The 25,210-nt window shown below is 46.9% G+C and carries 21 protein-coding genes; 14 read left to right on the top strand and 7 right to left on the bottom strand.

Translation table 11 applies throughout. The features are described 5' to 3' along the window. The first annotated feature begins 179 nt into the window (after positions 1–179). On the top strand, positions 180–1,466 hold the full coding sequence (locus tag VP504_RS16535) for a citrate synthase (protein ID WP_062704901.1): 1,287 nt from the start codon (positions 180–182) through the stop codon (positions 1,464–1,466). Positions 1,467–1,530: 64 nt separating this feature from the next. On the opposite strand, the gene VP504_RS16530 is transcribed toward VP504_RS16535, so the two are convergent. Beyond that, complete coding sequence (locus tag VP504_RS16530; RefSeq protein ID WP_325892125.1) at positions 1,531–2,289, bottom strand: Nif3-like dinuclear metal center hexameric protein; 759 nt, start codon at positions 2,287–2,289, stop codon at positions 1,531–1,533. A 109-nt stretch (positions 2,290–2,398) separates the two neighbouring features. On the opposite strand from VP504_RS16530, the gene VP504_RS16525 reads away from it, so the two are divergent. Next, on the top strand, positions 2,399–3,163 hold the full coding sequence (locus VP504_RS16525) for a DUF1853 family protein (RefSeq protein WP_325892124.1): 765 nt from the start codon (positions 2,399–2,401) through the stop codon (positions 3,161–3,163). Between the two features lie 79 nt (positions 3,164–3,242). Here VP504_RS16525 and pgm read toward each other — a convergent pair whose 3' ends face one another. Next, positions 3,243–4,889 carry a phosphoglucomutase (alpha-D-glucose-1,6-bisphosphate-dependent) gene (gene pgm / locus VP504_RS16520; RefSeq protein WP_325892123.1) on the bottom strand — a complete coding sequence of 549 codons (1,647 nt, stop codon included), beginning with the start codon at positions 4,887–4,889 and terminating at the stop codon, positions 3,243–3,245. A 154-nt stretch (positions 4,890–5,043) separates the two neighbouring features. Continuing rightward, the gene (seqA, locus tag VP504_RS16515; protein WP_325892122.1) at positions 5,044–5,589 is read right to left on the bottom strand and encodes a replication initiation negative regulator SeqA; all 546 of its coding nucleotides are present in this window, start codon (positions 5,587–5,589) and stop codon (positions 5,044–5,046) included. 182 nt (positions 5,590–5,771) lie between these two features. Here seqA and VP504_RS16510 point away from each other — a divergent pair, with 182 nt between their 5' ends. From VP504_RS16510 to fldA, 3 genes are all read left to right on the top strand, one after another. Beyond that, complete coding sequence (locus VP504_RS16510; RefSeq protein ID WP_325892121.1) at positions 5,772–6,545, top strand: alpha/beta fold hydrolase; 774 nt, start codon at positions 5,772–5,774, stop codon at positions 6,543–6,545. 60 nt (positions 6,546–6,605) lie between these two features. Next, positions 6,606–6,824 (top strand): DUF2788 domain-containing protein, encoded by a 219-nt coding sequence (locus tag VP504_RS16505; protein WP_325892119.1) that lies wholly within the window; start codon positions 6,606–6,608, stop codon positions 6,822–6,824. A gap of 120 nt (positions 6,825–6,944) precedes the next feature. Next, entirely contained in the window at positions 6,945–7,472 is a 528-nt protein-coding gene (fldA, locus tag VP504_RS16500; protein ID WP_062704887.1) for a flavodoxin FldA, read from the top strand. 64 nt (positions 7,473–7,536) lie between these two features. On the opposite strand, the gene VP504_RS16495 is transcribed toward fldA, so the two are convergent. After that, positions 7,537–8,037, bottom strand: a complete 501-nt coding sequence (locus VP504_RS16495) for a DUF4442 domain-containing protein (protein WP_198159438.1) — start codon at positions 8,035–8,037, stop codon at positions 7,537–7,539. A gap of 169 nt (positions 8,038–8,206) precedes the next feature. Here VP504_RS16495 and fur point away from each other — a divergent pair, with 169 nt between their 5' ends. Beyond that, a complete protein-coding gene (gene fur / locus VP504_RS16490; RefSeq protein WP_062704885.1) occupies positions 8,207–8,650 on the top strand; it encodes a ferric iron uptake transcriptional regulator in 444 nt (147 codons plus the stop codon). Between the two features lie 64 nt (positions 8,651–8,714). Here the strand turns inward: fur and glnS are convergent, their stop codons facing one another. The 3 genes from glnS to nagE all read right to left on the bottom strand — a co-directional run bounded on the left by glnS (position 8,715) and on the right by nagE (position 14,851). Beyond that, positions 8,715–10,382, bottom strand: a complete 1,668-nt coding sequence (glnS, locus tag VP504_RS16485; protein ID WP_325892117.1) for a glutamine--tRNA ligase — start codon at positions 10,380–10,382, stop codon at positions 8,715–8,717. Positions 10,383–10,586: 204 nt separating this feature from the next. Then, positions 10,587–13,265, bottom strand: coding sequence for a beta-N-acetylhexosaminidase (locus VP504_RS16480; protein ID WP_325892116.1), 2,679 nt, complete (start codon positions 13,263–13,265; stop codon positions 10,587–10,589). Positions 13,266–13,360: 95 nt separating this feature from the next. After that, complete coding sequence (gene nagE, locus VP504_RS16475; RefSeq protein WP_281544151.1) at positions 13,361–14,851, bottom strand: N-acetylglucosamine-specific PTS transporter subunit IIBC; 1,491 nt, start codon at positions 14,849–14,851, stop codon at positions 13,361–13,363. Positions 14,852–15,116: 265 nt separating this feature from the next. Between nagE and nagB the strand changes: the two genes are divergently transcribed. From nagB to VP504_RS16435, 8 genes are all read left to right on the top strand, one after another. Next, a complete protein-coding gene (gene nagB, locus VP504_RS16470) occupies positions 15,117–15,917 on the top strand; it encodes a glucosamine-6-phosphate deaminase (protein WP_325892115.1) in 801 nt (266 codons plus the stop codon). Positions 15,918–15,932: 15 nt separating this feature from the next. Beyond that, positions 15,933–17,069: an N-acetylglucosamine-6-phosphate deacetylase gene (nagA, locus tag VP504_RS16465; protein WP_325892113.1), complete on the top strand. Its 1,137-nt coding sequence runs from the start codon at positions 15,933–15,935 to the stop codon at positions 17,067–17,069. 7 nt (positions 17,070–17,076) lie between these two features. Further along, positions 17,077–18,291 carry a DNA-binding transcriptional regulator NagC gene (nagC, locus tag VP504_RS16460; RefSeq protein WP_325892112.1) on the top strand — a complete coding sequence of 405 codons (1,215 nt, stop codon included), beginning with the start codon at positions 17,077–17,079 and terminating at the stop codon, positions 18,289–18,291. A 171-nt stretch (positions 18,292–18,462) separates the two neighbouring features. Beyond that, the gene (locus VP504_RS16455) at positions 18,463–20,034 is read left to right on the top strand and encodes a cation:proton antiporter family protein (RefSeq protein WP_325892111.1); all 1,572 of its coding nucleotides are present in this window, start codon (positions 18,463–18,465) and stop codon (positions 20,032–20,034) included. Positions 20,035–20,281: 247 nt separating this feature from the next. Then, positions 20,282–21,955, top strand: coding sequence for an asparagine synthase B (gene asnB, locus VP504_RS16450; RefSeq protein WP_325892110.1), 1,674 nt, complete (start codon positions 20,282–20,284; stop codon positions 21,953–21,955). Further along, on the top strand, positions 21,942–22,151 hold the full coding sequence (locus VP504_RS16445) for a hypothetical protein (protein WP_325892109.1): 210 nt from the start codon (positions 21,942–21,944) through the stop codon (positions 22,149–22,151). The genes asnB and VP504_RS16445 overlap by 14 nt, the downstream gene beginning before the upstream one ends. 395 nt (positions 22,152–22,546) lie before the next feature. After that, on the top strand, positions 22,547–23,950 hold the full coding sequence (locus tag VP504_RS16440; protein ID WP_325892108.1) for an undecaprenyl-phosphate glucose phosphotransferase: 1,404 nt from the start codon (positions 22,547–22,549) through the stop codon (positions 23,948–23,950). 10 nt (positions 23,951–23,960) lie between these two features. Beyond that, entirely contained in the window at positions 23,961–25,193 is a 1,233-nt protein-coding gene (locus VP504_RS16435) for an outer membrane beta-barrel protein (protein ID WP_325892107.1), read from the top strand. Positions 25,194–25,210 lie beyond the last annotated feature (17 nt).

The following is a 25,210-nucleotide window of genomic DNA, read 5'->3' as shown; positions in this document are numbered from 1 at the left end:
CAAACCAATAAAATTGACGGAAATCCCGAAACAGAGCATTAACTTAATGCGCACAGAATTTTGATACTTGCGTACACCCGACAAAGTTCACGTCTGCAAATTGACATCTAATGAGACGATCGGTACAACAACGGGGTCCGTATCCGGGATAGGATTATAAAAAAACAAAGGAGAATGTTATGGCAGAGAAGAAAGCTACCCTACAAATTGAAGGGAAAGCACCTATCGAACTGCCGATCAAAGGGGGCACAGTCGGTCCAGAAGTGATCGATGTACGTGCATTGGGCGCGAACGGCTTTTTTACGTTTGACCCAGGTTTCGTTGCAACAGCGTCTTGTGAGTCACAAATTACCTATATTGATGGCACAGCTGGCGTTTTATTGCACCGTGGCTACCCAATTGATCAATTAGCCAATAACGCTGACTATTTGGAAGTTTGTTACATCCTACTATATGGTGAAGCCCCAAGTCCTAAACAATATGAAGAGTTCCGTCGTATCGTAACTCGCCACACCATGGTTCACGAACAAATTGCGAGTTTCTTCCATGGTTTCCGTCGTGACGCTCACCCAATGGCTGTCATGGTAGGTGTGGTTGGCGCACTGGCTGCGTTCTACCACGACTCTTTGGACATCAACAACGACACACACCGAGAAATCACTGCGTTCCGTCTTCTGTCGAAGATGCCAACGCTGGCAGCTATGTGTTACAAGTACTCGATCGGACAGCCGTTCATCTACCCACGTAACGACCTGGATTACGCAGAGAACTTCCTACACATGATGTTTGCGACCCCAGCAGAAGAGTACGAAGTGAATCCTGTTGTTGCTCGTGCAATGGACAAGATCTTTACCCTTCACGCAGATCACGAGCAAAATGCTTCAACATCTACCGTTCGTCTGGCTGGTTCTTCCGGTGCAAACCCATTTGCATGTATTGCTGCGGGTATCGCATCGCTTTGGGGCCCTGCTCACGGTGGTGCAAACGAAGCTTGTCTGCGCATGTTGGAAGAAATCGGTTCTGTCGAGAACATTCCAGAGTACATCGAACGCGCGAAAGATAAAGATGACCCATTCCGTTTGATGGGCTTCGGTCACCGCGTTTACAAGAACTATGACCCACGCGCAACTGTAATGAACGAAGCATGCCACGAAGTTCTTGATGAGCTGAAAATCAACGATCCTCTGCTGGATGTTGCTATGGAGCTGGAAAGAATTGCACTTTCTGACCCTTACTTCATCGAGAAGAAACTCTACCCGAATGTAGACTTCTACTCAGGCATTATCCTGAAAGCAATCGGTATCCCAGTGTCAATGTTCACTGTGATTTTCGCGATGTCTCGTACCATTGGTTGGATCGCTCACTGGAATGAAATGCACAGCGACCCGCAAAACCGTATCGGTCGTCCACGTCAGCTTTACACTGGCTACGACAAGCGAGATTTCAAACCACTGAAAGATCGATAGTAAACTTGCGATAGCTAACCAAAAAACGCCGCTCTGCGGCGTTTTTTATTGCTTTTTTAACACGTTAGACTGGGTTATCGATGTCAATAAAGGTCACTTCAAAGCCATGTTGGTCAGCAAGCCACTGCCCCAAAGCTTTCACACCATAACGTTCAGTTGCATGGTGTCCCGCACTGAAGTAATGGATACATAGCTCTCGTGCAGAATATGTTGTTCGCTCGGAAATTTCTCCAGAAACAAACGCATCCATCCCCTTGCTTGCAGCAAGATCGATGAAGTCCTGACCACCGCCTGTACACCATCCGACTTTCTTGATGGGCTTAGCAATACCGCTTTCAATATGCAGTGGCTCACGGTTTAACTTCGTCGCCAGCAATTTACCAAAATCTTTTGCCGATAATGCACTGGGCAATTCACCCCAAACGGCAATAGAGTTTGAATTGCCATCTTCTAAGCCACCAAGCTGTTCAATCCCCAAAAGCGTCGCCAGTTGAGCATTATTTCCTACTTCAGGATGAACATCCAATGGCAGATGATAGGCATAGAGGTTAATACCATTTTCAATCAAAGACTTGATACGCTTAAACTTCATGCCCTTGAGCGGCTCGGACTCTCCTCGCCAGAAATAACCATGATGAACCAGCAACGCATCCGCGTCTTGCTCAATCGCAGCCTCAATCAAAGCTTGTGAAGCCGTCACACCAGTGACAATTTTTCGCACTTCCTCTTTGCCTTCAATCTGCATCCCATTGGGGCAGTAATCTTTCATTGCAAAAGGCTTTAGAAATTCGTTGAGAACCGATTCCAGTTGGTAATTATTCATTTTCTTCCCGAATCTTTTGTGTCAATTAAGTCTATTCTAACCACCCTATCGATGCAGGTGAACCTCGTTTGCTATATGCTCTCGGTACAACCATCAAGGAAAGTCATCCATGTTCGCAGACAGTACTCAAGTCCAAAAGGATATTGCTTGGATTCAACAGTCATCAGACATCATCAATCAAAAATCTTCGAGCGTTGTTCCCCTTACATTCTGGACTTCATTTTCATTCGAGCGCTACCCTGCTTATGAGGGTGGTCATAGAATTGGCTTTTACTACCAATGGCTCATCAATCAGTGTCTGCAGCAAAGCGAAACCTATCATCTGATTGCGGAAGAGCTTCAGGTAGAAAAAGATAAACGCACACTGGGTGCCATTGATTTTGTGGTAGAAAATCCGGAAGGAAAATTGGAACACTGGGAAGTTGCCATCAAGTTTTATCTGGCTTTCGAAGGAGAATGGCGAGGCCCCAATGCCAAAGATACACTGGCGAAGAAGTACCAAAAGATGACTGACCAACAGTTGATGCTGTCAGATACTGAGGAGTATCAGAGTCAGTATTCCCAATACCCTATCGAGAAACGCAGGTTGCTGGTTCAAGGCCGACTTTACACTAATCCTTTCTTATCTCTTGGTGATTTGCCTTCACCTCCAGATGTGCAAGAGCAGAGCGTCAATGGATTTTGGTGTTGGCCCTACCAATTGCCTAAAGATGTAAAATTTTTCGAGCTAACCAGAGCACAGTGGATGGAAGCACCTTCTCTGGAGGATCTGCCTGTATATTCGTTGCCAGAAACTGTCACGAGGGCAACGCATCTTATTGACGAAAACCGTCACCGCTGGTTTGTTGTTCCAGATAATTGGCCTTCTCTTTGAGTCGCCTTGCCCCTTATTTAGATATAAAAAAAACCACCGCGATGCGGTGGCTTTTCAATTTTCACTTCGCTGAGGCGTACTAAAGCCCTGCAGCCTTGAACACATCACTCACGATGCTCTGAGCTTCTTTCTGGATGAGTGTAAGGTGTTCTTCACCTTTGAAGCTTTCACAGTAAATTTTGTAAATATCTTCTGTGCCTGATGGACGCGCGGCAAACCAACCAAACTCAGTTGTCACCTTAAGACCACCAATCGCCTGGCCATTGCCCGGCGCATGAGTCAGTTTCGCTGTGATTGTGTCACCGGCCAAGGTTTCAGCCGTAACCATTTCCGCAGAAAGTTTGCTCAACACCGCTTTTTGCTCGCCATTAGCTGGTGCTTGCAGGCGAGCATAGCTAGAGGCGCCAAATTTCGCAGCGAGCTCATCGTAGTACTGCTGAGGGTTCTTGCCTGTAACAGCGGTTATCTCTGCTGCCAGAAGGCAAAGCAGGATACCGTCTTTATCCGTCGCCCAAGCTGTGCCGTCCATACGCAGGAAAGATGCTCCTGCACTTTCTTCGCCACCAAAGCCGATTTCACCTGAATACAAGCCATCAACAAACCACTTGAAGCCTACGGGAACTTCGCACAATTTGCGACCAAGATTAGCGACCACTTTATCGATGATTGCGCTCGATACCAGTGTTTTACCTACACCGACCTCTGCGCCCCACTGTGGACGATGCTGGTAAAGGTAATCGATACACACAGCGAGATAGTGGTTCGGATTCATCAGACCTGCTGGAGTTACAATACCATGGCGGTCAAAATCAGGATCGTTACCGAATGCCAGATCATACTGGTCTTTGTACGCAAGAAGACCAGCCATCGCAGACGGTGATGAGCAATCCATACGGATCACGCCATCTTTATCAAGTGACATAAAACGGAATGACGGATCCACATCATCATTGATAATCGTGATGTCCAAGTCGAAATACGTAGCAATCGATTTCCAATAATCAATACCTGAGCCACCTAGTGGATCAATACCGATACGAAGACCTGCTTTTTTGATGGCATCCATATCGACGACAGAAGCCAAGTCCTGTACATAAGGCATGACCATGTTTGTTTCAACAAACAGATCGCTGTCAACGGCTTCTGCGAAAGTCACGCGACGAACGCCTGTCAAACCTTCTGCAATCAGTGTGTTGGCAAGCTGCTCAATAGCTTTAGTGAGATCACCTTCAGCAGGACCGCCGTGTGTTGGATTGTATTTGATACCGCCATCTTGAGGTGGATTGTGCGAGGGCGTGATCACAATACCATCCGCTTTGTCGGCATTTTTCTTATTGTGAGTCAAGATCGCATGGGAGATGCCTGGCGTTGGGGTATAACCACCGTCTTTCTGAGCAATCACGGACACGCCGTTCGCTACAAGCACTTCGACCACAGAACAAAACGCTGGCTCAGACAGTGCGTGTGTGTCTTTACCCACAAATAAAGGGCCAGTCACACCTTTCTCAGCACGCACCTCAGCAACTGCTTGAGCAATGGCCAGAATATGGTGTTGGTTAAAAGTCACTTTGTCGGCACAGCCGCGGTGACCGGAAGTACCAAACTCCACTTTGTGGGCTGGATTGCTAGAGTCTGGTGTCAATTGGAAGTAGTTCGACACCAACATTGGAATATTATGGAGATCTTGTTGCTGGGCTCGTTGCCCGGCACGTTCATGGCTAGCCATTCACTCGCATCCTTAAAATAATTCTGACGTTAACCAGTTGAGAAGCAGCAGAACCTCTGCGCTAAATACCCAATAGGTCTAGATATATTGAGAGGCCCGTCAATGACAAGGCCTCTTCATTCATTATGTTTGTTTGGCACCTAACCCTACGAGGTTAAATCTCGCCGACCACTTTTTCAGTGATGTCGTTGGTGAAGCTCATCTTGGTCATAAGTTGCTCAACCATCTGGCGTTTACGTCCAGTATTGGTATTGGTGATCACCCAAAATGGCGTTTCAGGAATGTGTTTCGGTTTGGTCGTCTTGCCGCTTTCCAGTAGCGTCTGCTCATTATCAGCAAAATAGACGCGCGTACGCCCTTTCAACGCTGTCGCTTCAGCAAATGCTTGATTATCAATACGGTATAGGGTCGAAAGTACCAGCATGAATCGGCCAATCGCTTTCTCTTGCGCCGCGAATTCATCTGATATCAACAGGGAGCGCATTTCTTTTACACGATCAACGGTATCGCTTTTGCCCGCGTCTTTACTGACAACAATGCCCTTTGTCTCTGGGCTCGGCGTCAACGTTGCAACGGGTTGTTGCTCCACCTTCGGTGCCATCAGCAGCCTGCGCAGAATGTCCGATGCACTTTCACCAATGTGCTGGGTCTGGCTGGCAATGTACCGGTATAGCTCTTCATCAACCTCAATTGTCTTCATCGTTTGATCATCGTGTCCTGTTTACAATTCAACACTGTGATTATACAGAGTTAGGGGTACCCGAGCCACCTCAAGATGCTGGTTTCAGTGAGAATAACTCTCTTCGTGATCGAGGTAAGGTTTTGAGTCGCCTTCAGGATCGCTATACTACGCTCAACCATGAATTTAACAGGAAAACCGCTGTGCAATTGAACTTCAAGATCCAGGGCGAAGGAAGCCCGCTCCTGTTGATCCACGGACTGTTTGGCAGTCTGGACAATCTTGGCGGGCTGGCAAAGGTACTGGCAGAACACTATCAGGTCTATCAAATTGACTTACCTAACCACGGCCAGTCTCCGCGCTCCGCAAACGTTGATTATGTATCCCAAGCCACTGCCGTGAAGGATTTTTTAGACCAGCAGAAACTGGAGAAGGTCTCTGTTGTCGGGCACTCAATGGGTGGAAAAGTTGCCATGATGCTTGCACAACTCCATCCAGATCACCTCGAAGATCTTGTGGTTATGGACATTGCCCCCGTTGAATACAAAGTTCGCCGACATGACGCAGTTTTAGCAGGTCTCAATGCCTCAATGGCCCAACCTATCCTAAGCAGAAAAGATGCGGAAGCAGCACTTGCTGAGCATATCCTAGAGCCGGGGGTGCGTCAGTTTCTGTTAAAATCTCTCGCTAAACAAGAAAATGGTACCTTTGATTGGCGCTTCAATGTCCCAACCCTTGAAACACACTATCTGGACATTACCGGATGGCCTGAGCAGGGTGTTTTCGAAGGTGAAACACTGTTTTTAAAAGGTGCCAATTCAGATTATATTGCAGCCGAACACCGAGCGGATATAGAGCGACAGTTCCCACGCGCCAAAGCACACGTCATTGCGAATACTGGACACTGGCTACACGCAGAAAAACCTGCCACCGTAGCACGTGTGATCACTCGCTTTTTAACAAACTCAGAGCGTTAACAGAGCACTCCCACTTATGCTATAGTGCGCGGCGAAAATGGGTTCCGAACGGAGGCGGTAATGCTATACGAGCACTTCGAATTGCTCGAGAAGATAGGTCTTGATCTGCTATTTGCAGGTATCTTCTTTTTTATTGGTATGGCGATCAAGGACGTGCTCAAAGAGGGGAAAGTTCCACCATTTGGCCGCAGAATCGTGTGGCTGGTACTTTTCCTCGGGTGCGCAGGTTTTATTACCAAGGGCGTGATCCAGCTTTTCTGGGAAGGGGTAGGCATCTGAGTCTACAGCCACACCACCTTAAAAGATTCCAACGGCAAGAAGGCCGAGCCTTCTTCTACACTTTACATTCTGGGCTGTGTATATTGCGGCTCGATTAACAATAAATAGGTATTCTCTATTATGGCGAGCGTAGGTCTCTTCTTTGGTAGCGATACAGGTAACACTGAAGCTATCGCCAAGATGATTCAAAAACAACTGGGCAAGCAAATGGTCCATGTTCAGGACATTGCAAAGAGCAGCAAAGAAGATATTAATAACTTCGATCTGCTCCTGCTTGGCATCCCGACTTGGTACTACGGTGAAGCACAATGTGACTGGGATGATTTTTTCCCAGAACTTGAGCAAATCGACTTCTCAACCAAGCTGGTTGCAATCTTTGGCTGTGGTGATCAGGAAGACTACGCAGAATACTTCTGTGACGCGATGGGTACCATCCGTGACATCGTCGAAACCAAAGGCGGCACCATTATTGGTCACTGGCCGACGGAAGGTTATGAGTTCGAAGCATCGAAAGCACTGGTTGATGACAGTAACTTCGTTGGCCTGTGTGTTGACGAAGATCGTCAACCGGAACTGACTTCTACCCGCGTAGAAAAATGGGTCAACCAAGTCTACGAGGAAATGTGCCTGGCTGAACTGGAAGGTTAAGTTAAGCAATTACCAAAAACAAAAAACGCGCCCAGTGCGCGTTTTTTATATCTGCTGTAAAGTCTTAAGCTGACTTTTCTTCGCGGTACTTTGGTTTTTTGCGCACATACAATACGCGGCGCACCCGGCTCACCACTTCCCCATTAGCATCTTGCACATTCACGATGAACTCGGGAAACACCTTATCGCCGTTGATAGTCGCTTGCTGAATGGAAGCAACGGTTTCCTCGGAAATCACAAATTCAGCGAACAGATCTGTCGCTCCAGGCTTAATGAAGTTGATGTCAGCCTCTTTGTCCCAAACGAAATACTTTTCACCAAGGATTCCCATCAGCATGAGAGCATAGGTGGGATCTGTCATAGAAAAAATACTTCCGCCATACTGGGTTCGGTTGGCATTTTTATTCCACCAGCGGAGCTTCAAACGCATCTTAACATGCCGAAAATCTTCGCTAATATTCAGGATCTTGATACCCGCTCCCCAGAATGGAGGCCAACAATTCAAGGCGAGTTTCACAATGCCGGGTTTGTAAAATTTGTACACAGGAATCCCTTTTCTGGTCATACCAGCAAATACTGCCAGTTTTACAATGCGACAACAAGCCGCAAAACCAACCAATTAGGCCAGATATTTACCCCTTTGTACTGGCGGCCTCTTATCACATTTGTTACGCTAACTATCAGTTTTCCCGTTCTCTCACACAGGGAAAAGCAATCACGTAGGAAAGAACCGGATGTCAGATAATAACAAGGCACTAAAAGACGCAGGCCTAAAAGTAACGCTGCCTCGCTTGAAGATCTTAGAAGTTCTGCAAGAGCCGGACTGTCAGCACATTAGCGCTGAAGATCTTTACAAAAAGCTTATCGATATCGGCGAAGAAATTGGACTTGCGACAGTATATCGCGTACTTAACCAGTTCGATGATGCCGGTATTGTCACCCGCCACCACTTTGAAGGCGGTAAATCGGTTTTTGAGCTGGCGACACAACACCACCATGACCATTTAGTTTGTCTGGATTGTGGTCGCGTTATCGAATTTACAGACGATGTGATAGAAGAGCGCCAGAAAGATATCGCAAACCAATTCAACATAAGGCTTACAAACCACAGCTTGTATCTTTATGGCCACTGCACTAAGAGTGGATGTAAAGACGACCCTAGCATTCATGACGCTTAATTACGCCGATTGATTGGGACAAAAAAACCGGAGCCAAGCTCCGGTTTTTTGTATTCAAGGCAACTTAATCACCAATTTTCGCCCAGGTGTCACGCAGGCCCACCGTGCGATTGAACACCAATGCGTCCTTTTTGCTGACTTTACTATCTGCACAGAAGTAACCCATACGCTCAAACTGATAGCCCTGCTCAGCTTCTGCTGCTTTCAGGCTTGGCTCTACGTAGCCACGAACCACAGTCAGTGACTCAGGGTTAATGGTCGCTGCAAAGTCATCAGCTGCCCCAGGGTTTGGCACAGTGAACAGGCGGTCATACATGCGGATTTCCGCTTCAACACCTGCATTTGCAGATACCCAGTGGATAACACCTTTTACTTTACGGCCATCTGCCGGATCTTTACCCAGTGTCTCTGGATCATAGGTGCAGTAAACCGTAGTGATCTTGCCATCAGCATCTTTGTCACAACGTTCAGCTTTCACGACGTACGCGTTACGAAGACGCACTTCTTTACCCAGTACCAAACGCTTGTACTTCTTGTTCGCTTCTTCGCGGAAGTCTTCAGCTTCAATCCAGATTTCGCGGCTGAATGGGATTTCACGCTCGCCCATTTCTGGTTTGTTCGGGTGATTAGCTGCATTCAGCGTTTCGATTTCACCCTCTGCGTAGTTCTCGATAACCAGTTTGATTGGGTCAAGCACGGCCATCGCGCGAGGTGCGTTTTCGTTCAGGTCATCACGCACACAAGACTCCAGTGAGCTCATCTCAATGGTGTTGTCTTGTTTAGTGACACCAATACGCTTACAGAACTCACGAATTGATGCAGGCGTGTAACCGCGACGACGCAGGCCAGAAATGGTCGGCATGCGTGGATCATCCCAACCATTAACCAGGTTTTCACTTACCAGTTGGCTAAGCTTGCGCTTTGACATCACAGTGTATTCCAAGTTCAGACGGCTGAACTCATACTGACGTGGCTGACACTCAATAGTGATGTTCTCCAGAACCCAGTCGTACAGACGGCGGTTGTCCTGGAATTCCAGCGTACACAGTGAGTGAGTAATGCCTTCAATCGCATCTGAAATACAGTGTGTGAAGTCGTACATTGGGTAAATGCACCACTTATCACCGGTCTGGTGATGGTGTGCAAAACGTACGCGATAGAGCACTGGATCACGCATCACCATAAATGGTGAAGCCATATCAATTTTTGCACGCAGACAGGCTTTGCCTTCAGCAAATTCGCCGTTCTTCATTTTTTCGAACAGCGCCAGATTTTCTTCCACAGTGCGATCGCGGTATGGACTGTGTTTGCCTGCTTCCTTCAGGGTGCCACGGTATTCGCGGATCTCATCAGGGCTCAGTTCTTCAACATAAGCCAAACCTTTTTCGATCAGTTCTACCGCATACCCGTGGAGACGGTCGAAGTAGTCAGACGAATAACAAACTTCACCATCCCATTGGAAGCCCAGCCAGTTCACATCGTTCTTGATAGACTCAACGAACTCGATGTCTTCTTTCTCTGGGTTGGTATCGTCAAAACGCAGGTTGCACTGACCCTGGTAATCTTGGGCGATACCAAAGTTCAGACAGATCGACTTTGCGTGACCGATGTGCAGATAGCCATTTGGCTCTGGCGGGAAACGCGTGTGAACAGTGTTGTGAACACCACCTGACAAATCTTTATCAATGATTTGACGGATAAAGTTAGTTGGACGAGCCTCAGACTCACTCATCAAAAAATACCTCGTTGGAAGATCCAGATCTTATACCCAGGCGAACTTGAGATGCTGTCGTTCAGCGCCTTGGTTGAATAGACTTTAAATAACGCCCAATAATCCCCGATCGTGGCTATTTACTCAACCACTACTGAACGCTCTCACGCCATTTGAACAAAAAAAAGCCCGCGAAGTGCGGGCTTTGATGCTTTAAGGGGGAAATTACAGAGAAACCGCGCGACCTTCGCGTTGTTTATCTGCACTCAATGCACGCACTTCTACGTTAGCATTGTTGTCAAGAGCTACCGGAGCGACGTAGTCCATCCAAGATTGACCACCATCTACAGAGTATTGCATTGGCAGACCCGGCATGCTGATGTTCATGTGCAGTTTGCCGTCTAGCATGATGGCGCCTGGAACAGGAATGCGGTAGTTGATACCTGATGCATCCAGTTTCGCCATTTCGCGCTGACCCATCACATTGGCAAAGCGCGTCCAGTCTTGCAGTTGCGCATCTTTATTAACGTGAGAAGTCTCTTGGTTGAATTGCTTACCCACTTGGTAATCCAATTCCCAGTCTGCTTTGTGCCATGCACGCTCAGCGGCGGCAATCACACGAGGGAATACCATGTATTCGTATTGCTCATCAGTACGAACGGTTTCACTCCAAAGTTGTGCAGATAAACCGTGGAAGCCTTCGGTGTGTTCAACGGTACCTTTACCATTGAATCCGTTACCATCGCGGTCCACTGACGTTTCTGCGTTCTGAGGCAGGTTCTCTGGCGCGAACCCAAACATCTTGCGAGTGTCAGTTGCACGGGTTGCCCAGTAATAGCCACGCTCTTTCGGGTCTACTTCGTATGGCATATCCATGTACACGTAGTCCGGGTTAGAGACGATCAGGTCGTAACCTTTCGCAGCCCAGTCGTATGCAGATGCATCACCGCCCCAGTAAAGCACATCCCAGAAGTTCACGCGGATGTTTTCGGTTTTGAACGCTGAAGCATCTTTTGAATACTTCAGGCCGTCTTGCCATGCCTGGAAGTTCTCAATGCCTTGCTCAGCAACTGCACCACTTACTTTCTCCGCAAAGAAGCTTGGTAGGTGACCAAAATCAGACACAACACCTTCTTCGATCAACTTCTGGCACATTGGAGACTTAGCGAATGGCTTGTCTTGCTGGCTCAGGTCAATATTGCCTTTCCACGCCACCTGATCAGTTGCGTTGTTATCTTGGAAGCCTGCGTTCAGTTTGATGTTCTTCGCTTCGTCACCACCGAAATGCCAAGTATTCAGCGGCATACCAACAGCATCATGCATCGCTTTTACTTCAATGATCACTTTGTTCACGAAGTTCATGGACGAGTCCATACACGGGTTGATGAAGCTGCGCTTATCGTAGAACTGAACCGTGGTTACGTTAGACGTATCTTGCGGATCCATCAGACGGAATTCTTCTGCTTTCGCCAGATCACCCTGCTCTGCATATTTCTGGTAACGTGCTTCCATAGAAACCACCGCCGCACGTGAGTGTGCAGGCATGTCGATTTCTGGGATCACTTCAATACCGCGTGCTTTCGCATGACGCAGAATTTCCATGTAATCCGCTTTCGAGAAGTAGCCAGAACCAAAGTTGTCAGTGCTTGGGCCTGAACCCAACTGTGGCAGAAGACATGAGGTTTCGCTCAGGTCGTGGCAGCGGTTTGCGCCTACGTCAGTCAGCTCAGGGAGGCCCGGAATTTCCAAACGCCAGCCTTCATCATCCGTCAGGTGAAGGTGTAGCTTGTTCAGCTTGTATGCCGCCATTTGATCGATAGTGCGCAGTATCGCTTCCTTAGAGTGGAAGTTACGCGCAACATCTACCATCACACCGCGGTATTCAAAGCGGGGGGCATCTTCAATCGCTACCCAAGGCAGCATCTCGTCGTCACCGTTGTCCATCAGCGCCAGCATAGATTGCAGACCGTAGAATGCACCCACACTGTCGAAGCCCAGCACTTCAACACCACCAGCATTCACTGCCAGTTTGTATGCGCCTGATACCGCTTCTTTGCCTTCGAACGCTTTCGCATCAACATTAATGTTCAGCGCGATGTCACCCTCAACATTCACGCCCAGAAGCTCAGCGCGCTTTTCGAATGCCGCCAGTTGGTCAGCGTCCAATGCGTTGTTGATTACTGCGAAGCCTGAGGCAATGTGCAGCGCGCCGCGCATTTGCTTGGTTTTCAACGGGGTTGGAATGATAGAGGCTTCAATTGCACCTTCTGCCAGTGCTGCGACATCTCTGTTTTTCGCATAACGGGATGCAGCAGTCGCCAGCACATTGTTATCTTCCGGCGTACGCTTCCAGTTCTTGCCTTCGATCTCTGCCACGTAAGCATCGACGTTTTCTGTGTTCAGCGAAGCAATTGCTTTAGGAATAGCATTACCTGCTGTCACGTATGCACGAGGCATAAAGTCAGTTTCAAACAGCGTCCAGTATTCCTGAATAAGAGGGATCTCGATTGTTTCGCCAGCTGCAAAACCCTCGAAGGATGCCGTTGGAGTCATCACATAAAGGTCACCGGTGATGTGTTCAATCGCGAAGTCTTTGTTTTCAACATCCAGAATGACACGAATGCTGTGCAAGTATATTTTCCAGTCGTTGCCGGAAACCGCTTCGCCGTCGTTAACCACAGTCATCAGAATCTTGTTACACGACGCCCACTCAGCGCCCATATCCTGACATGCCATGCCTTCCTGTGCACCGTGGTTTGTCTCCACGTCATAGCTGATATTCAGCTGAGAAGCCAGTGCATCAACCTTTCCTTGTTGCGCTGCGTCTGACTGCAGAGAACTGCAACCAGCCAGACCTGAAGCAATCGCAACAGACAAGATACCCATCTTAAATGTTTTGTTCATTGTTCATTTTCCCTACGAATAGCCTTAAAAAAGGCCCAAAAAAAGCCGACCCCGTTAGAGGCCGGCTATGTTGACTGTTTAGTCAGTATTTTTTATTAAGGCAGTTTTACGTCAGACAGGTCTTCAGTAGTGCCGACTTTTTTCATTTCGCCAGCAACGATTTCTGCCAGTGGGCCCAGGATAACCTGAAGGTTGTTGGTACCCAGTTTAACAACACCCATCGCACCCAGTGCTTTCAGTGTCTTCTCGTCGATTTGGCTGCCGTCTTTGACAGTCAGGCGCAGACGAGTAATACATGCATCGATGTTAGTCAGGTTGTCGTGACCACCCAGAGCTTTCAGGTATTGACGAGCCAGAACACCAGTTTCTGCTGAACCTTGAACGTCTGAAGAAGTTTCGTCATCTTCTTCACGACCTGGAGTTGCCAGGTTGAACTTCAGGATAGCTGCACGGAATACGGTGTAGTAGATAACCGAGAACACCAGACCTTGAGCAATCAGCATGTACCAGTTAACCGCCAGTGGGTTACGGGTAGACAGAACCATATCCACCAGACCTGCAGAGAAGCCGAAGCCCGCAATCCACTGCATAGATGCTGCGATGTATACAGAGATACCGGTCAGCAGTGCGTGCAGTACGTACAGACCAGGTGCCAGGAACATGAATGAGAATTCCAGAGGCTCAGTTACACCGGTGAAGAAAGATGCGAAAGCAGCAGCCAGCATGATAGATGCAACTTTCTCTTTGTTTTCTGGCTTCGCACAGTGGTAGATAGCCAGTGCCGCACCTGGCAGACCGAACATCATGATTGGGAAGAAGCCCGCTTGGTACATACCAGTCACACCAGCAACACCAGTACCTTCAGCGATAGACTTAGCACCGCCCAGGAAGTTAGGGATGTCGTTAATGCCGGCAACATCGAACCAGAATACTGAGTTCAGAGCGTGGTGAAGACCAACAGGGATCAGAAGACGGTTGAAAAACGCGTATACACCCGCGCCCAGCTCGCCCATACCTTGAATACCTTCACCGAAGCTTACCAGACCGCCGTATACAGTTGGCCAAACGTACATCAGGATGAATGCGATGAAGATACCAGCAAAAGAGGTCAGGATTGGTACAAGTCGCTTACCAGAGAAGAACGCCAGTGCTTTGTGCAGTTCAACGTGAGAGAAACGGTTGTAAAGCTCAGCAGATACGATACCAACCAAGATACCTACGAACTGGTTGTTGATCTTACCAAATGCTGCAGGTACGGCGCTTGGGTCAATACCCTGAATTTGCGCAACTGCACCTGGAGAAAGCAGCGTGGTTACAACTAGGAAACCAACGAAGCCTGACAGTGCTGCCGCACCATCTTTATCTTTAGACATACCGTACGCAACACCAACCGCGAACAGTACAGACATGTTATCGATGATTGCAGCACCAGCTTTGATCAGGAATGCTGCCAGTGCGCTATTCGCACCCCAGCCATTCGGGTCAATCCAGTAACCAACACCCATAAGAATTGCAGCAGCAGGAAGCGTGGCGACTGGCACCATAAGTGCTTTACCTACTTTTTGGAAATAACCGAGAATATTCACCTTTGTTCCCCCTATAGTGGTTCTTTCTCAGATGTGTAATGACAACATGGGACTTTTTTTACTATCCAATGTGAGTCAGGAGGAGTTTATTCCATTAATTTCGCCCCGCAAATTAAAACGGATGCAATTGTGATTATCGTCACTCAAAACACTATGAGATCGGGATTTTTGCTAGCACGCTCATAAAACTTATTTTATGATGAAAACTAAGATATAAATCCACTATCCTGTATAGTCAGATTTTGAATTAACTGAGAGGTGTCCCGTGAGACTTATCCCACTACAAACAGCACATGAAGTAGGCCTTTGGTCAGCACGTCATATCGTTGATACGATTAACAAATTCTCCCCAACCGAAGATCGCCCTTTTGTTCTTGGCCTGCCAACTGGTGGCACCCCTCTGAACACGTACAAGCAACTGATTGACCTTCATAAGCAAGGCGAAGTAAGCTTCAAACATGTTGTGACTTTCAACATGGATGAGTATTGCGGCATCCCGGCTGACCACCCAGAGTCATACCGAAGCTTCATGTATAACAACTTCTTTAATCACATTGATATTCAAGAGGATAATATCAACCTTCTGAACGGCAATGCGGAAGATCATTTCGCTGAATGCCAACGTTATGAAGACAAGATCAAGTCTTACGGCAAAATCAACCTGTTCATGGGTGGCGTTGGTAACGACGGTCACATCGCATTTAATGAACCAGCGTCTTCCTTGTCTTCACGCACTCGCATCAAAACTCTTACTGAAGACACGCGCATTGCAAACTCGCGCTTCTTCGATAACGATATTAACCAGGTACCTAAGCATGCGCTGACTATCGGTGTTGGTACTTTGCTTGATGCTGAAGAAGTTATGATCCTTATCACCGGTCATAATAAAGCACTAGCACTGCAAGCAGCTGTTGAAGGCTCAGTTAACCACCTATGGACTGTATCTGCGCTACAACTGCACCCTAAAGCACTGATGGTATGTGATGACCCATCAACTGCGGAGCTGAAAGTGAAGACAGTTAAGTACTTCCAAGAGCTGGAAGCAGAAAACATCAAGAACTTGTAAGGTAAGGAAGTATTCATGTACGCACTGACAAACTGCCGAATTTTCACCGGTAGCGAAGTGCTGGATAATCATGCCGTTGTCGTTGAAAGCGGCCTGATCCAGAACATCTGCCCAGAAAAAGAATTGCCAGAGGGCATTGAAATCCGTTCACTGGACGGCGCATTCCTGACTCCTGGTTTCATCGATCTACAACTGAACGGTTGTGGCGGTGTCATGTTCAATGACAAAGTGACAGCGGAAACCATCCACACGATGCACTTGGCAAATCTCAAGTCTGGCTGCACCAGCTTCCTGCCTACCCTCATCACATCTTCTGATGAAGATATGAAAGCATCTGTCAGTGCGATTCGTGATTACCAGGAGCAATACGCTAACCAAGCGCTTGGTCTGCACCTTGAAGGCCCTTACCTGAACGTTGCCAAAAAAGGCATTCACAGCGTGGATTACATCCGCCGCTCTGACGACGCGATGATTGATTTTATCTCGGCTAACGCAGACGTTGTAACCAAAGTCACGCTGGCACCTGAGCTGACACCTTCTGAACATATCGAGAAACTGGCGAAAGCAGGCATCGTGGTTTCAGCAGGCCACACCAACGCAAGCTATGTCGAGGCGCGCAAAGGTTTCAAAGCTGGTATCACATTCGCAACTCATCTCTTCAACGCGATGACACCAATTGCAGGTCGTGAACCTGGTATGGTTGGCGCAATCTACGATACACCTGAGGTTTACACTGGTGTTATCGCCGACGGTTTTCATGTCGACTATGCAAACATCCGCATTGCACACAAGCTCAAGGGTGAAAAACTTGTTCTGGTTACCGATGCAGCAGCGCCTGCAGGAGCGGACATAGATCACTTTATTTTTGTAGGTAAGAAAGTATATTACAGAGATGGCAAGTGTGTTGATGAGAATGGCACACTTGGTGGTTCGGCATTGACCATGATTGAAGCAGTACAAAACTCTGTCGAACATGTGGGCATCGCTTTGGATGAAGCGGTACGCATGGCAACCTTGTATCCTGCTCGTGCAATAAGCATGGATAACAAGCTGGGCGCTATCAAACAAGGATATGTAGCCAACCTGACCGTGTTCGACCGTGAATTCAATGTCAAAGCGACTGTGGTTAATGGCGAATATACATTGAATTAGGAAATTTATGACAGGCGGACAAATTGGTAACGTAGATCTGGTTAAACAGCTAAACGGTGCCGCCGTTTACCGACTCATCGACCAACAAGGGCCGATTTCTCGAATCCAAATAGCTGATGTAAGTAGTCTTGCACCAGCCAGTGTTACCAAAATTACCCGCCAGTTACTGGAGCGCGGCTTAATTAAAGAAGTCGCGCAACAGGCATCCACTGGTGGTCGACGAGCTATTTCTTTGACCACAGAGTGCGCACCTTTTCACTCCCTTGCCGTCCGCCTTGGACGCGACCGCATTGAGCTTACACTGTTTGACCTTGCCGGTAACCCGCTTGCAGAACACGAAGAGCCATTCCACTATCCGAATCAGGATACGTTGATTGAAGGTCTGATCTACAAACTGCATACCTTCCTTGCCTCACATCAAGATGTCTTGAAAGAGCTGATCGCCGTTGCTGTTTCCCTGCCTGGCCTTGTTGATGCAGAGGCTGGTATTGTGGAATACATGCCACATATTACGATCGACAAATTACCGTTAAGTGACTTAATTCGTGATGAATTTGGCGTGCAGTGTTTCATCGGAAATGATACCCGTGGTCAGGCTCTTGCGGAGCATTATTTCGGGGTAAGTAAAAATTATTACGATACACTGCTGGTGAGTGTCCACAATGGTGCAGGCGCAGGTATTATCGTGAATGGTCAGGTCTTTTTAGGATATAACCGCAACGTCGGTGAAATAGGCCATATTCAAATTGATCCACTGGGTAAGAAATGCCAGTGTGGAAACTTTGGCTGTCTGGAAACTGTTGCTTCAAACCCGGCCATTATTGAGCACGCTCAACAACTGCTGGCACAAGGCCACGAGAGTATGCTTCAGGGTAAAAAAGACTTGAACGTTTCGGATATCTGCCGCGCCGCTGTCGCAGGTGATGAACTGGCGCGTCAGGTTCTGGTCAAAGTGGGCAATCATTTAGGCAAAGCTATTGCCATGACCATCAACCTGTTCAATCCACAACAGGTGGTTATTTCGGGTGAAATTACGGAAGCTAAAAGTGTTGTCTTCCCAGCAATCCAGCGTTGTGTAGAGAACCAATCTCTGCGCACCTTCCATCAAAACCTGCCTATCGTGGCTGCTGGTCTTTCAGCGACGCCAACACTTGGTGCTTTTGCTCTGGTCAAGCGTGCAATGCTAAACGGCGCACTGCTCCAGCGACTGCTGGAAGACTAACACTCAAACCGGCGCGGAATTAAGCGCATAGTTTGCAAAATGTTACAAAGGCAATACTGGTGACCAGTGTTGCCTTTGTTTTATCATTGAAACCAACTTTTCAGAGTTGATACTCAGTCTTTCCGTTTTCCACGGCATCAACTCCCCCGATTTTAGGACATTTACTGCTTTATGGATCTAGTGATTATTGCCGTCGCATTTGTCAGCGGCTTCCTTATGTTGCGCTGCCATATGCCTCCGTTAGTCGGCTTTCTGATAGCAGGGTTCGCGCTTCACGCTTCGGGATACACCAGTACGCCACTGATTCAGACTCTGGCAGATCTTGGCGTCACCCTGTTACTGTTTACCATCGGCCTCAAACTAGATGTAAAGTCTCTCTTAAATAAAGAAATTTGGCTGGGCGCTACGCTCCATAACATCGCAACCACCGCCCTCTTTACCCTCTGCCTAGTCGCCCTCAAAACCATTGGCATTTCAACCTTCGCCAGCCTGAACCTCAATGATCTTACTCTGATTGCTTTTGCCCTTTCTTTTTCGAGCACTGTTTTCGCCATCAAAGCACTACAAGAAAAAGGCGAGATGAATGCCACTTACGGCACACTCGCCATCGGTATCCTGATTATGCAGGATATTTTTGCGGTGATTTTCTTAACGATCGCCTCCGGCAAAGTACCAGGCATTGAAGCCCTGTTACTTTTTGCATTGCCGTTGGCTCGCCCTATCCTTTTCAGGCTTTTGGATCGCGCGGGACACGGCGAAGTATTGGTGCTTTATGCTGTATTTCTCGCGCTAGTTGCCGGGGCCGGTTTGTTTGATGCGGTTGGCATGAAGCCGGATTTAGGAGCACTCATCCTTGGCATGCTGATGGCTGGCCACGCTCGTGCGTCTGAAATGGCAAAGTCCCTTTTCAATCTGAAAGAGCTCTTTCTTGTTTGCTTCTTCCTTAATATTGGCCTTTCAGAACAGCCAACCGTCCAGGGCTTTTTTATTGCGATAATTCTTCTCGCCCTTCTCCCTTTGAAGGGTGCTCTCTACTACCTGATTTTCAGTGCATTCAAATTCCGAGTACGTACCTCGCTGTTCGCCACACTGACCTTGTTCAACTACAGCGAGTTTGGGCTTATCGTTGGCGGTATCGCTTATCAAATGGGGATCATGCCGGGTAGCGTCTTGGTTGCTATTGCAATTGCTGTTTCCCTCTCCTTTGTTTTGGCGGCCCCACTCAACACCTTCAGTCACAAAATCTATGCGTATACATCTGGTAGACTTCATGACCCCAACCCGAACAGGCTTCACCATAACGACCAGCTCATCTGCCTTGGTAATGCGCGAGTGGTTATTTTGGGGATGGGACGCATAGGTACGGGAGCATATGATGAGCTATCAGAAGACTACTCGGGGGCAGTATTAGGTATTGAAGCTCGTGAAGACTCTGTCGAGCGTCATGGTAATGAGGGACGTAAGGTTATTCTGGGAGACGCAACAGACCCCGACTTTTGGTCGCGAGTTACATCTTCAAAGGAAATAGAACTCATCTTACTAGCAATGCCAAACAGCCACGCCAACACCATTGCCATGGAGCAGATTAATCAGCTTAACTTTAAAGGCAGAGTAGCTGCTATCGCCCGTTACGCTGATGAACTGGAGCAACTCAAGGCGCTCGGTGTAGATGAAGCCTATAACATCTACCGAGAAGCTGGCTCAGGCTTCGCACGTCACGTTAAAGAACAGTTAAATCACTAAACAGATTCTTCGCCTGCTAGATACTTTAAAGCGCCATTTCGCCCCGTCGATTGGCGCTTTTTCCATCATGCACTAACTTTTATTCACCAAAATACCATTTTAATCGAATATTTTCTAATCACACACCAAGTTTGATATTTTTTTTCTCGCTCTTGCTTGCTTTTTTTGTCTAAGTTGGCAAATTGAATACAACGCAAAATAAAATGCGCCTTGAAAAGGCGGCAGTAGGAAGTTTGGAGAGGGATTTATGTGTTCTGTATTTGGCATTCTGGATATTAAGTCAGATGCGTCTGCACTTCGCGAAAGTGCTTTGGAAATGTCCAAGAAACTGCGTCACCGTGGCCCAGACTGGTCAGGTATTTACTCATCTGAGCGTGCTATTCTTGCTCATGAGCGCCTTGCCATCGTCGGTCTGAATTCTGGCGCCCAGCCTCTCTATAGCCCAGACGGCAAAGTGGTACTGGCTGTTAACGGTGAAATCTACAACCACAAAGAAATTCGCGCACGTTATGAGGGAAAATACGAGTTTCAAACTGATTCCGATTGTGAAGTAATCCTGGCTCTGTATCAGGACAAAGGTGCAGATCTTCTTGAAGAGTTAAACGGCATTTTTGCATTTGCTCTCTACGATGAAGAGAAAGATGAGTACCTTATTGGCCGTGACCATATTGGTATTATTCCTCTATATCAGGGTTATGATGAGCACGGCAACTACTATGTTGCGTCAGAAATGAAAGCACTGGTTCCAGTATGTAAAACCATCAGCGAATTCCCTCCAGGTTGCAGCTACGGCTCTAAAGATGCTGAGCCTGTTCGTTACTATGTGCGCGATTGGAATGAGTTCGCAGCGGTTGAAAACAACACCTCAAGTAAAGAAGAACTCACAGCGGCGTTAGAGGCTGCGGTTAAGCGACAGCTGATGACTGATGTTCCATATGGTGTTCTGCTTTCCGGTGGTTTGGACTCTTCTATTACTTCAGCAGTGGCTAAACGTTTCGCCGCAATGCGTGTTGAAGATGATGACAAGAGCGCTGCATGGTGGCCTCAGCTTCACTCCTTTGCGATTGGCCTGGAAGGTGCGCCGGATCTGAAAGCAGCTCGTGAAGTGGCAGAGAAAATTGGTACTGTTCACCACGAAATGACTTACACCATTCAGGAAGGTCTGGATGCTATTCGTGATGTTATCTATCACATTGAGACTTACGACGTAACAACTATCCGTGCATCCACGCCGATGTACCTGATGGGTCGTAAAATCAAAGCCATGGGCATCAAAATGGTACTGTCCGGCGAAGGTGCAGATGAAATCTTCGGTGGCTACCTATACTTCCATAAAGCACCAAACGCCCAAGAGTTCCATGAGGAGACAGTGCGTAAACTGCTAGCTCTGAATATGTTTGACTGTGCCCGTGCGAACAAATCACTGGCGGCATGGGGTGTAGAAGGTCGTGTTCCTTTCCTCGATAAAGAGTTTATCGATGTAGCGATGCGCCTGAACCCGAAAGACAAGATGTGTGGCAACGGCAAGATGGAAAAACACATCCTGCGCGAGTGTTTTGAGCACTACCTGCCAGATTCAATCGCATGGCGCCAGAAAGAACAGTTCTCGGATGGCGTTGGTTACGGCTGGATTGATACTCTGCGTGCCGTTGCGGAAGATAAAGTCACTGACCAGCAAATGGAATCAGCCGGCTTCCGCTTCCCTTACAATACACCACAAACCAAAGAAGCTTACGTTTACCGTGAGATCTTTGAAGAGCTATTCCCACTCCCATCAGCGGCAGAATGTGTTCCAGGCGGCCCATCAATCGCCTGTTCAAGCGCCAAGGCGATCGAGTGGGATGAGAGCTTCAAAAACAGTGCAGACCCATCAGGTCGAGCTGTGGCTGCGGTTCACAACGAGGCTTATGGAAAAGCTTAAGCAACAAAATTTTCAAGCATATAAAAAAAGGCTTTCCCTTGGGAAAGCCTTTTTTTATATCAATATGCTTATGAATCATCATCGCGCAATAAGCGAACAATGCAACAGTCTAATCTTTAGCGCGCAAAACATATGGAACAACTTCTCACTCTTAGTTGCTATTGATGACCCTCGTTATAAAAAAATCAACTTATAAAATGGCATTTATCCTTAATTAATATATTGTTATTAAGGTTAAATTTTGAGCATCATTTATTATTCTTTATATTATTAAAAATGTTTTTTATGTGTTTTTAATCGCACTGTTATTATTGTCTGTTTTGTTATTTACATACAAATGTGTGGCATCACGTAGGAATTACTTATTGTTGGCTCCGACACTTAATAACTATGTAAATACCTAAATTCCTAATGTTAATATCCTGCCATCTTTCATTGCGTCATAACTTTGACGCAAAAAACTTCTTACTATCAAAAAAACAATAAAAACCTCTTTTGATTTCGTACTTTAGGAGCGACACCTAAGGGCGGTAGCGTCGAAAATCACAAGCCAGCGATGAGTCATCGATTAGTTATCTAAGGTCAGAGAAAATGGATTCTACTCTTAAATTACATAGTAACTACGGCGCACTACACGTTTTATATAGGACAATTGACTGTCTGATTATATTATTGACACTTTACGTAATATCTACGTTGTATACCAACCAGTTCATCCAAAAAGATTTACTGTTGGGAAGCTACGCCATTTTGGTATACATGCTCGTAGCAGAGAAAAATGAACTCTATCGCTCTTGGCGGGTTCATCTATTCAGGGAAGAAGCCCTTAGTATTAGTAAGGCATGGTTTATTACCTTCATTGTGTTAGTTTTTCTGGCGTTCTTTACTAAAACAAGTACTCATTATTCACGTGTTGTTACTGGTGTTTGGTTAGTAGCTACACCAGTAATACTGATTACTTGGCGATATGCAGCCAAACAGACTTTAAAGAAACTGCGCGATTACGGATATAATAAGAAAGAAGCCATTATCATTGGGGTGACAGAGAATGGAATTCGACTCGCTCACCAATTGAAAAAGCACCCTGAACTTGGCATCAAAGTGAGCGGTTTTTATGATGACAGAGAAGCCAGCCGTCTAGATATCGATAATCTTCCCGCCCCATTTAAAGGCAATGTTCCTTCAGCGTTAGAGCTTGTTAAAAGCGGTGACGCCCAGCATGTGTACATTTCCATGCCACTGAAGGCAAATGAACGTATTACTGCATATCTGAAAGACTTTTCGGATACCACTGCAAATACCTATTTGATACCGGATTTCTTTGTCTACAACCTTATCCAGTCTCGATTGAGCGCGATTGGAAATATACCGACCATCAGTATTCATGACACTCCTTTCTACGGGACCAATGGTTGGTTTAAGCGCGCACAGGATATCGTACTTGCCTCATTGATCATTCTGCTGATCAGCCCAGTACTTATCGGTGTTGCCATTGGCGTCAAATTTTCATCACCGGGTCCAATTATTTTTAAACAATACCGCTACGGACTGGATGGGCGCCGAATTAAAGTTTGGAAATTCCGCTCAATGAGCACAATGGACAACGGCTCAGTCGTCAAGCAAGCCACAAAAAACGACCCAAGAATCACACCCTTTGGGGCATTTATTCGAAGAACCTCACTGGATGAGCTTCCGCAGTTTATCAATGTGTTACAGGGCCGCATGTCTATTGTTGGTCCTCGACCACATGCTGTTGCACACAATGAAGAATATCGAACCATCGTTGATCGTTACATGCTGCGACACAAAGTGAAACCCGGAATCACTGGCTTAGCGCAGGTTAATGGGTACAGGGGCGAAACAGATACCTTAGAGAAAATGCAGAAGCGCGTTGAGTTTGACATCAAATACATTCAGTCATGGTCAACATGGCTTGATCTAAAAATCATCTTTAAAACCTTATTCAAAGGCTTTACCGGAAAGACTGCCTACTAAAGGAATGAAAATGAACAGCCCTAAGAAAACACTCATTGCTTTGGTCTTGTTAAGTACTAGCAGTTGGGTAGTCGCTAATGAAGATAATGGATACACCACAGAGTCAGGGATTAAAATCACTCCTCTTTTTGAAGCTTATTATGAATACAATGACAACGTCGGTCGCTATTCACCTTCTGAAAGCATTGAATCCTCCAGTGCGTTGATTGCAAAACCAGGTGTGATGTTTGAATCTGACCGTAACGGAAACCAGTACCAAATAGCGTACCAGCTATCTTCGGGGAACTATTTTGATAGTGACATCGATGACTTTCTCGACCACGCTTTCACGACAAACAATTTTGTCCAGATCAGCCAAAGAAGTGGGATTGGTTTTAACTACACGTATCTAAAATCTCACGAAGCTCGCGGTACAGGCATTTTGGCTGGTGACCAACTTACAACCATTGCAACCGAACCTGTGAAATACTCTCTCCACAACGCAAACATCACTCATGTTTACGGAGCAGAAGACTCGACAGGACGACTTGAGTCCAATTTAAGGTACGAAAACAAGAAATATAACAATTATCGCGACCTCACTGCTCCGGGTTTTGTTGCTTTGAGCACCAAGTATAAAGACTACGATGAACTCGCCGGCGCGCTAGCGTTTTACTACCAGATATTTCCAGCCACAGAGCTTTTACTCGAAATAGATTTAGCTGATCGTCAGTACAAGCTTGGCGATCCAGTCAGTGGTGATTCTCAGAATAATCTTGATGCTTACTTTCTCGTGGGTACCCAGTGGGACATTACGGGCAAGACCACTGGCAAGCTGAGATTGGGCTTGCAAGACAAAAACTACGAAGATGATGCCAGAGAGGACTTCAATGGTTTCAGTTGGGATTTAGATGTTGTTTGGGAACCTCTTACCTATTCAACGATTGCTTTGTCTGCTGCTCAGAGCGCCATCGACCCGGATCAAGGCAACAACTTCATCAATCAAACCAGTTTTGCTGCTAGTTGGAAGCACTTCTGGCTGTCGCGCGTATACAGCAACATCGCGTTCGACATCATTAACGATGACTATTCACAGAGCTCCCGTGAAGACGACCTACTGAGATCCTCTTTCTACCTCGGATATGCGTTCAGGGAAGACACTGAAATTACTGCCGGCTGGCGATATGAAGACAATGACTCTTCGATTGACACCAACCGCTACAGCCAAAATGTTTGGTACCTCGGCACTAATCTCGTGTTCTGATTTTTCAAAGGATTGCT

It is taken from the genome of Grimontia sp. NTOU-MAR1 (genome assembly GCF_035758505.1).
Lineage (GTDB): Bacteria > Pseudomonadota > Gammaproteobacteria > Enterobacterales > Vibrionaceae > Enterovibrio > Enterovibrio marinus.
Note: the sequence above shows the minus strand (reverse complement) of the source record. Positions and strands in the feature narration are given on the sequence as shown.

What these genes read in the sequence shown, in the direction of transcription:
- fur (WP_062704885.1), top strand. Translation starts at nt 8,207, where the DNA reads ATGTCAGATAATAACAAGGCACTAAAAGACGCAGGCCTAAAAGTAACG.
- VP504_RS16435 (WP_325892107.1), top strand. Translation starts at nt 23,961, where the DNA reads ATGAACAGCCCTAAGAAAACACTCATTGCTTTGGTCTTGTTAAGTACT.
- glnS (WP_325892117.1), bottom strand. Translation starts at nt 10,382, where the DNA reads ATGAGTGAGTCTGAGGCTCGTCCAACTAACTTTATCCGTCAAATCATT.
- asnB (WP_325892110.1), top strand. Translation starts at nt 20,282, where the DNA reads ATGTGTTCTGTATTTGGCATTCTGGATATTAAGTCAGATGCGTCTGCA.
- VP504_RS16535 (WP_062704901.1), top strand. Translation starts at nt 180, where the DNA reads ATGGCAGAGAAGAAAGCTACCCTACAAATTGAAGGGAAAGCACCTATC.
- VP504_RS16455 (WP_325892111.1), top strand. Translation starts at nt 18,463, where the DNA reads ATGGATCTAGTGATTATTGCCGTCGCATTTGTCAGCGGCTTCCTTATG.
- VP504_RS16445 (WP_325892109.1), top strand. Translation starts at nt 21,942, where the DNA reads ATGGAAAAGCTTAAGCAACAAAATTTTCAAGCATATAAAAAAAGGCTT.
- VP504_RS16480 (WP_325892116.1), bottom strand. Translation starts at nt 13,265, where the DNA reads ATGAACAAAACATTTAAGATGGGTATCTTGTCTGTTGCGATTGCTTCA.
- VP504_RS16525 (WP_325892124.1), top strand. Translation starts at nt 2,399, where the DNA reads ATGTTCGCAGACAGTACTCAAGTCCAAAAGGATATTGCTTGGATTCAA.
- nagC (WP_325892112.1), top strand. Translation starts at nt 17,077, where the DNA reads ATGACAGGCGGACAAATTGGTAACGTAGATCTGGTTAAACAGCTAAAC.
- VP504_RS16505 (WP_325892119.1), top strand. Translation starts at nt 6,606, where the DNA reads ATGCTATACGAGCACTTCGAATTGCTCGAGAAGATAGGTCTTGATCTG.
- VP504_RS16530 (WP_325892125.1), bottom strand. Translation starts at nt 2,289, where the DNA reads ATGAATAATTACCAACTGGAATCGGTTCTCAACGAATTTCTAAAGCCT.
- pgm (WP_325892123.1), bottom strand. Translation starts at nt 4,889, where the DNA reads ATGGCTAGCCATGAACGTGCCGGGCAACGAGCCCAGCAACAAGATCTC.
- nagA (WP_325892113.1), top strand. Translation starts at nt 15,933, where the DNA reads ATGTACGCACTGACAAACTGCCGAATTTTCACCGGTAGCGAAGTGCTG.
- VP504_RS16440 (WP_325892108.1), top strand. Translation starts at nt 22,547, where the DNA reads ATGGATTCTACTCTTAAATTACATAGTAACTACGGCGCACTACACGTT.
- VP504_RS16495 (WP_198159438.1), bottom strand. Translation starts at nt 8,037, where the DNA reads ATGACCAGAAAAGGGATTCCTGTGTACAAATTTTACAAACCCGGCATT.
- fldA (WP_062704887.1), top strand. Translation starts at nt 6,945, where the DNA reads ATGGCGAGCGTAGGTCTCTTCTTTGGTAGCGATACAGGTAACACTGAA.
- seqA (WP_325892122.1), bottom strand. Translation starts at nt 5,589, where the DNA reads ATGAAGACAATTGAGGTTGATGAAGAGCTATACCGGTACATTGCCAGC.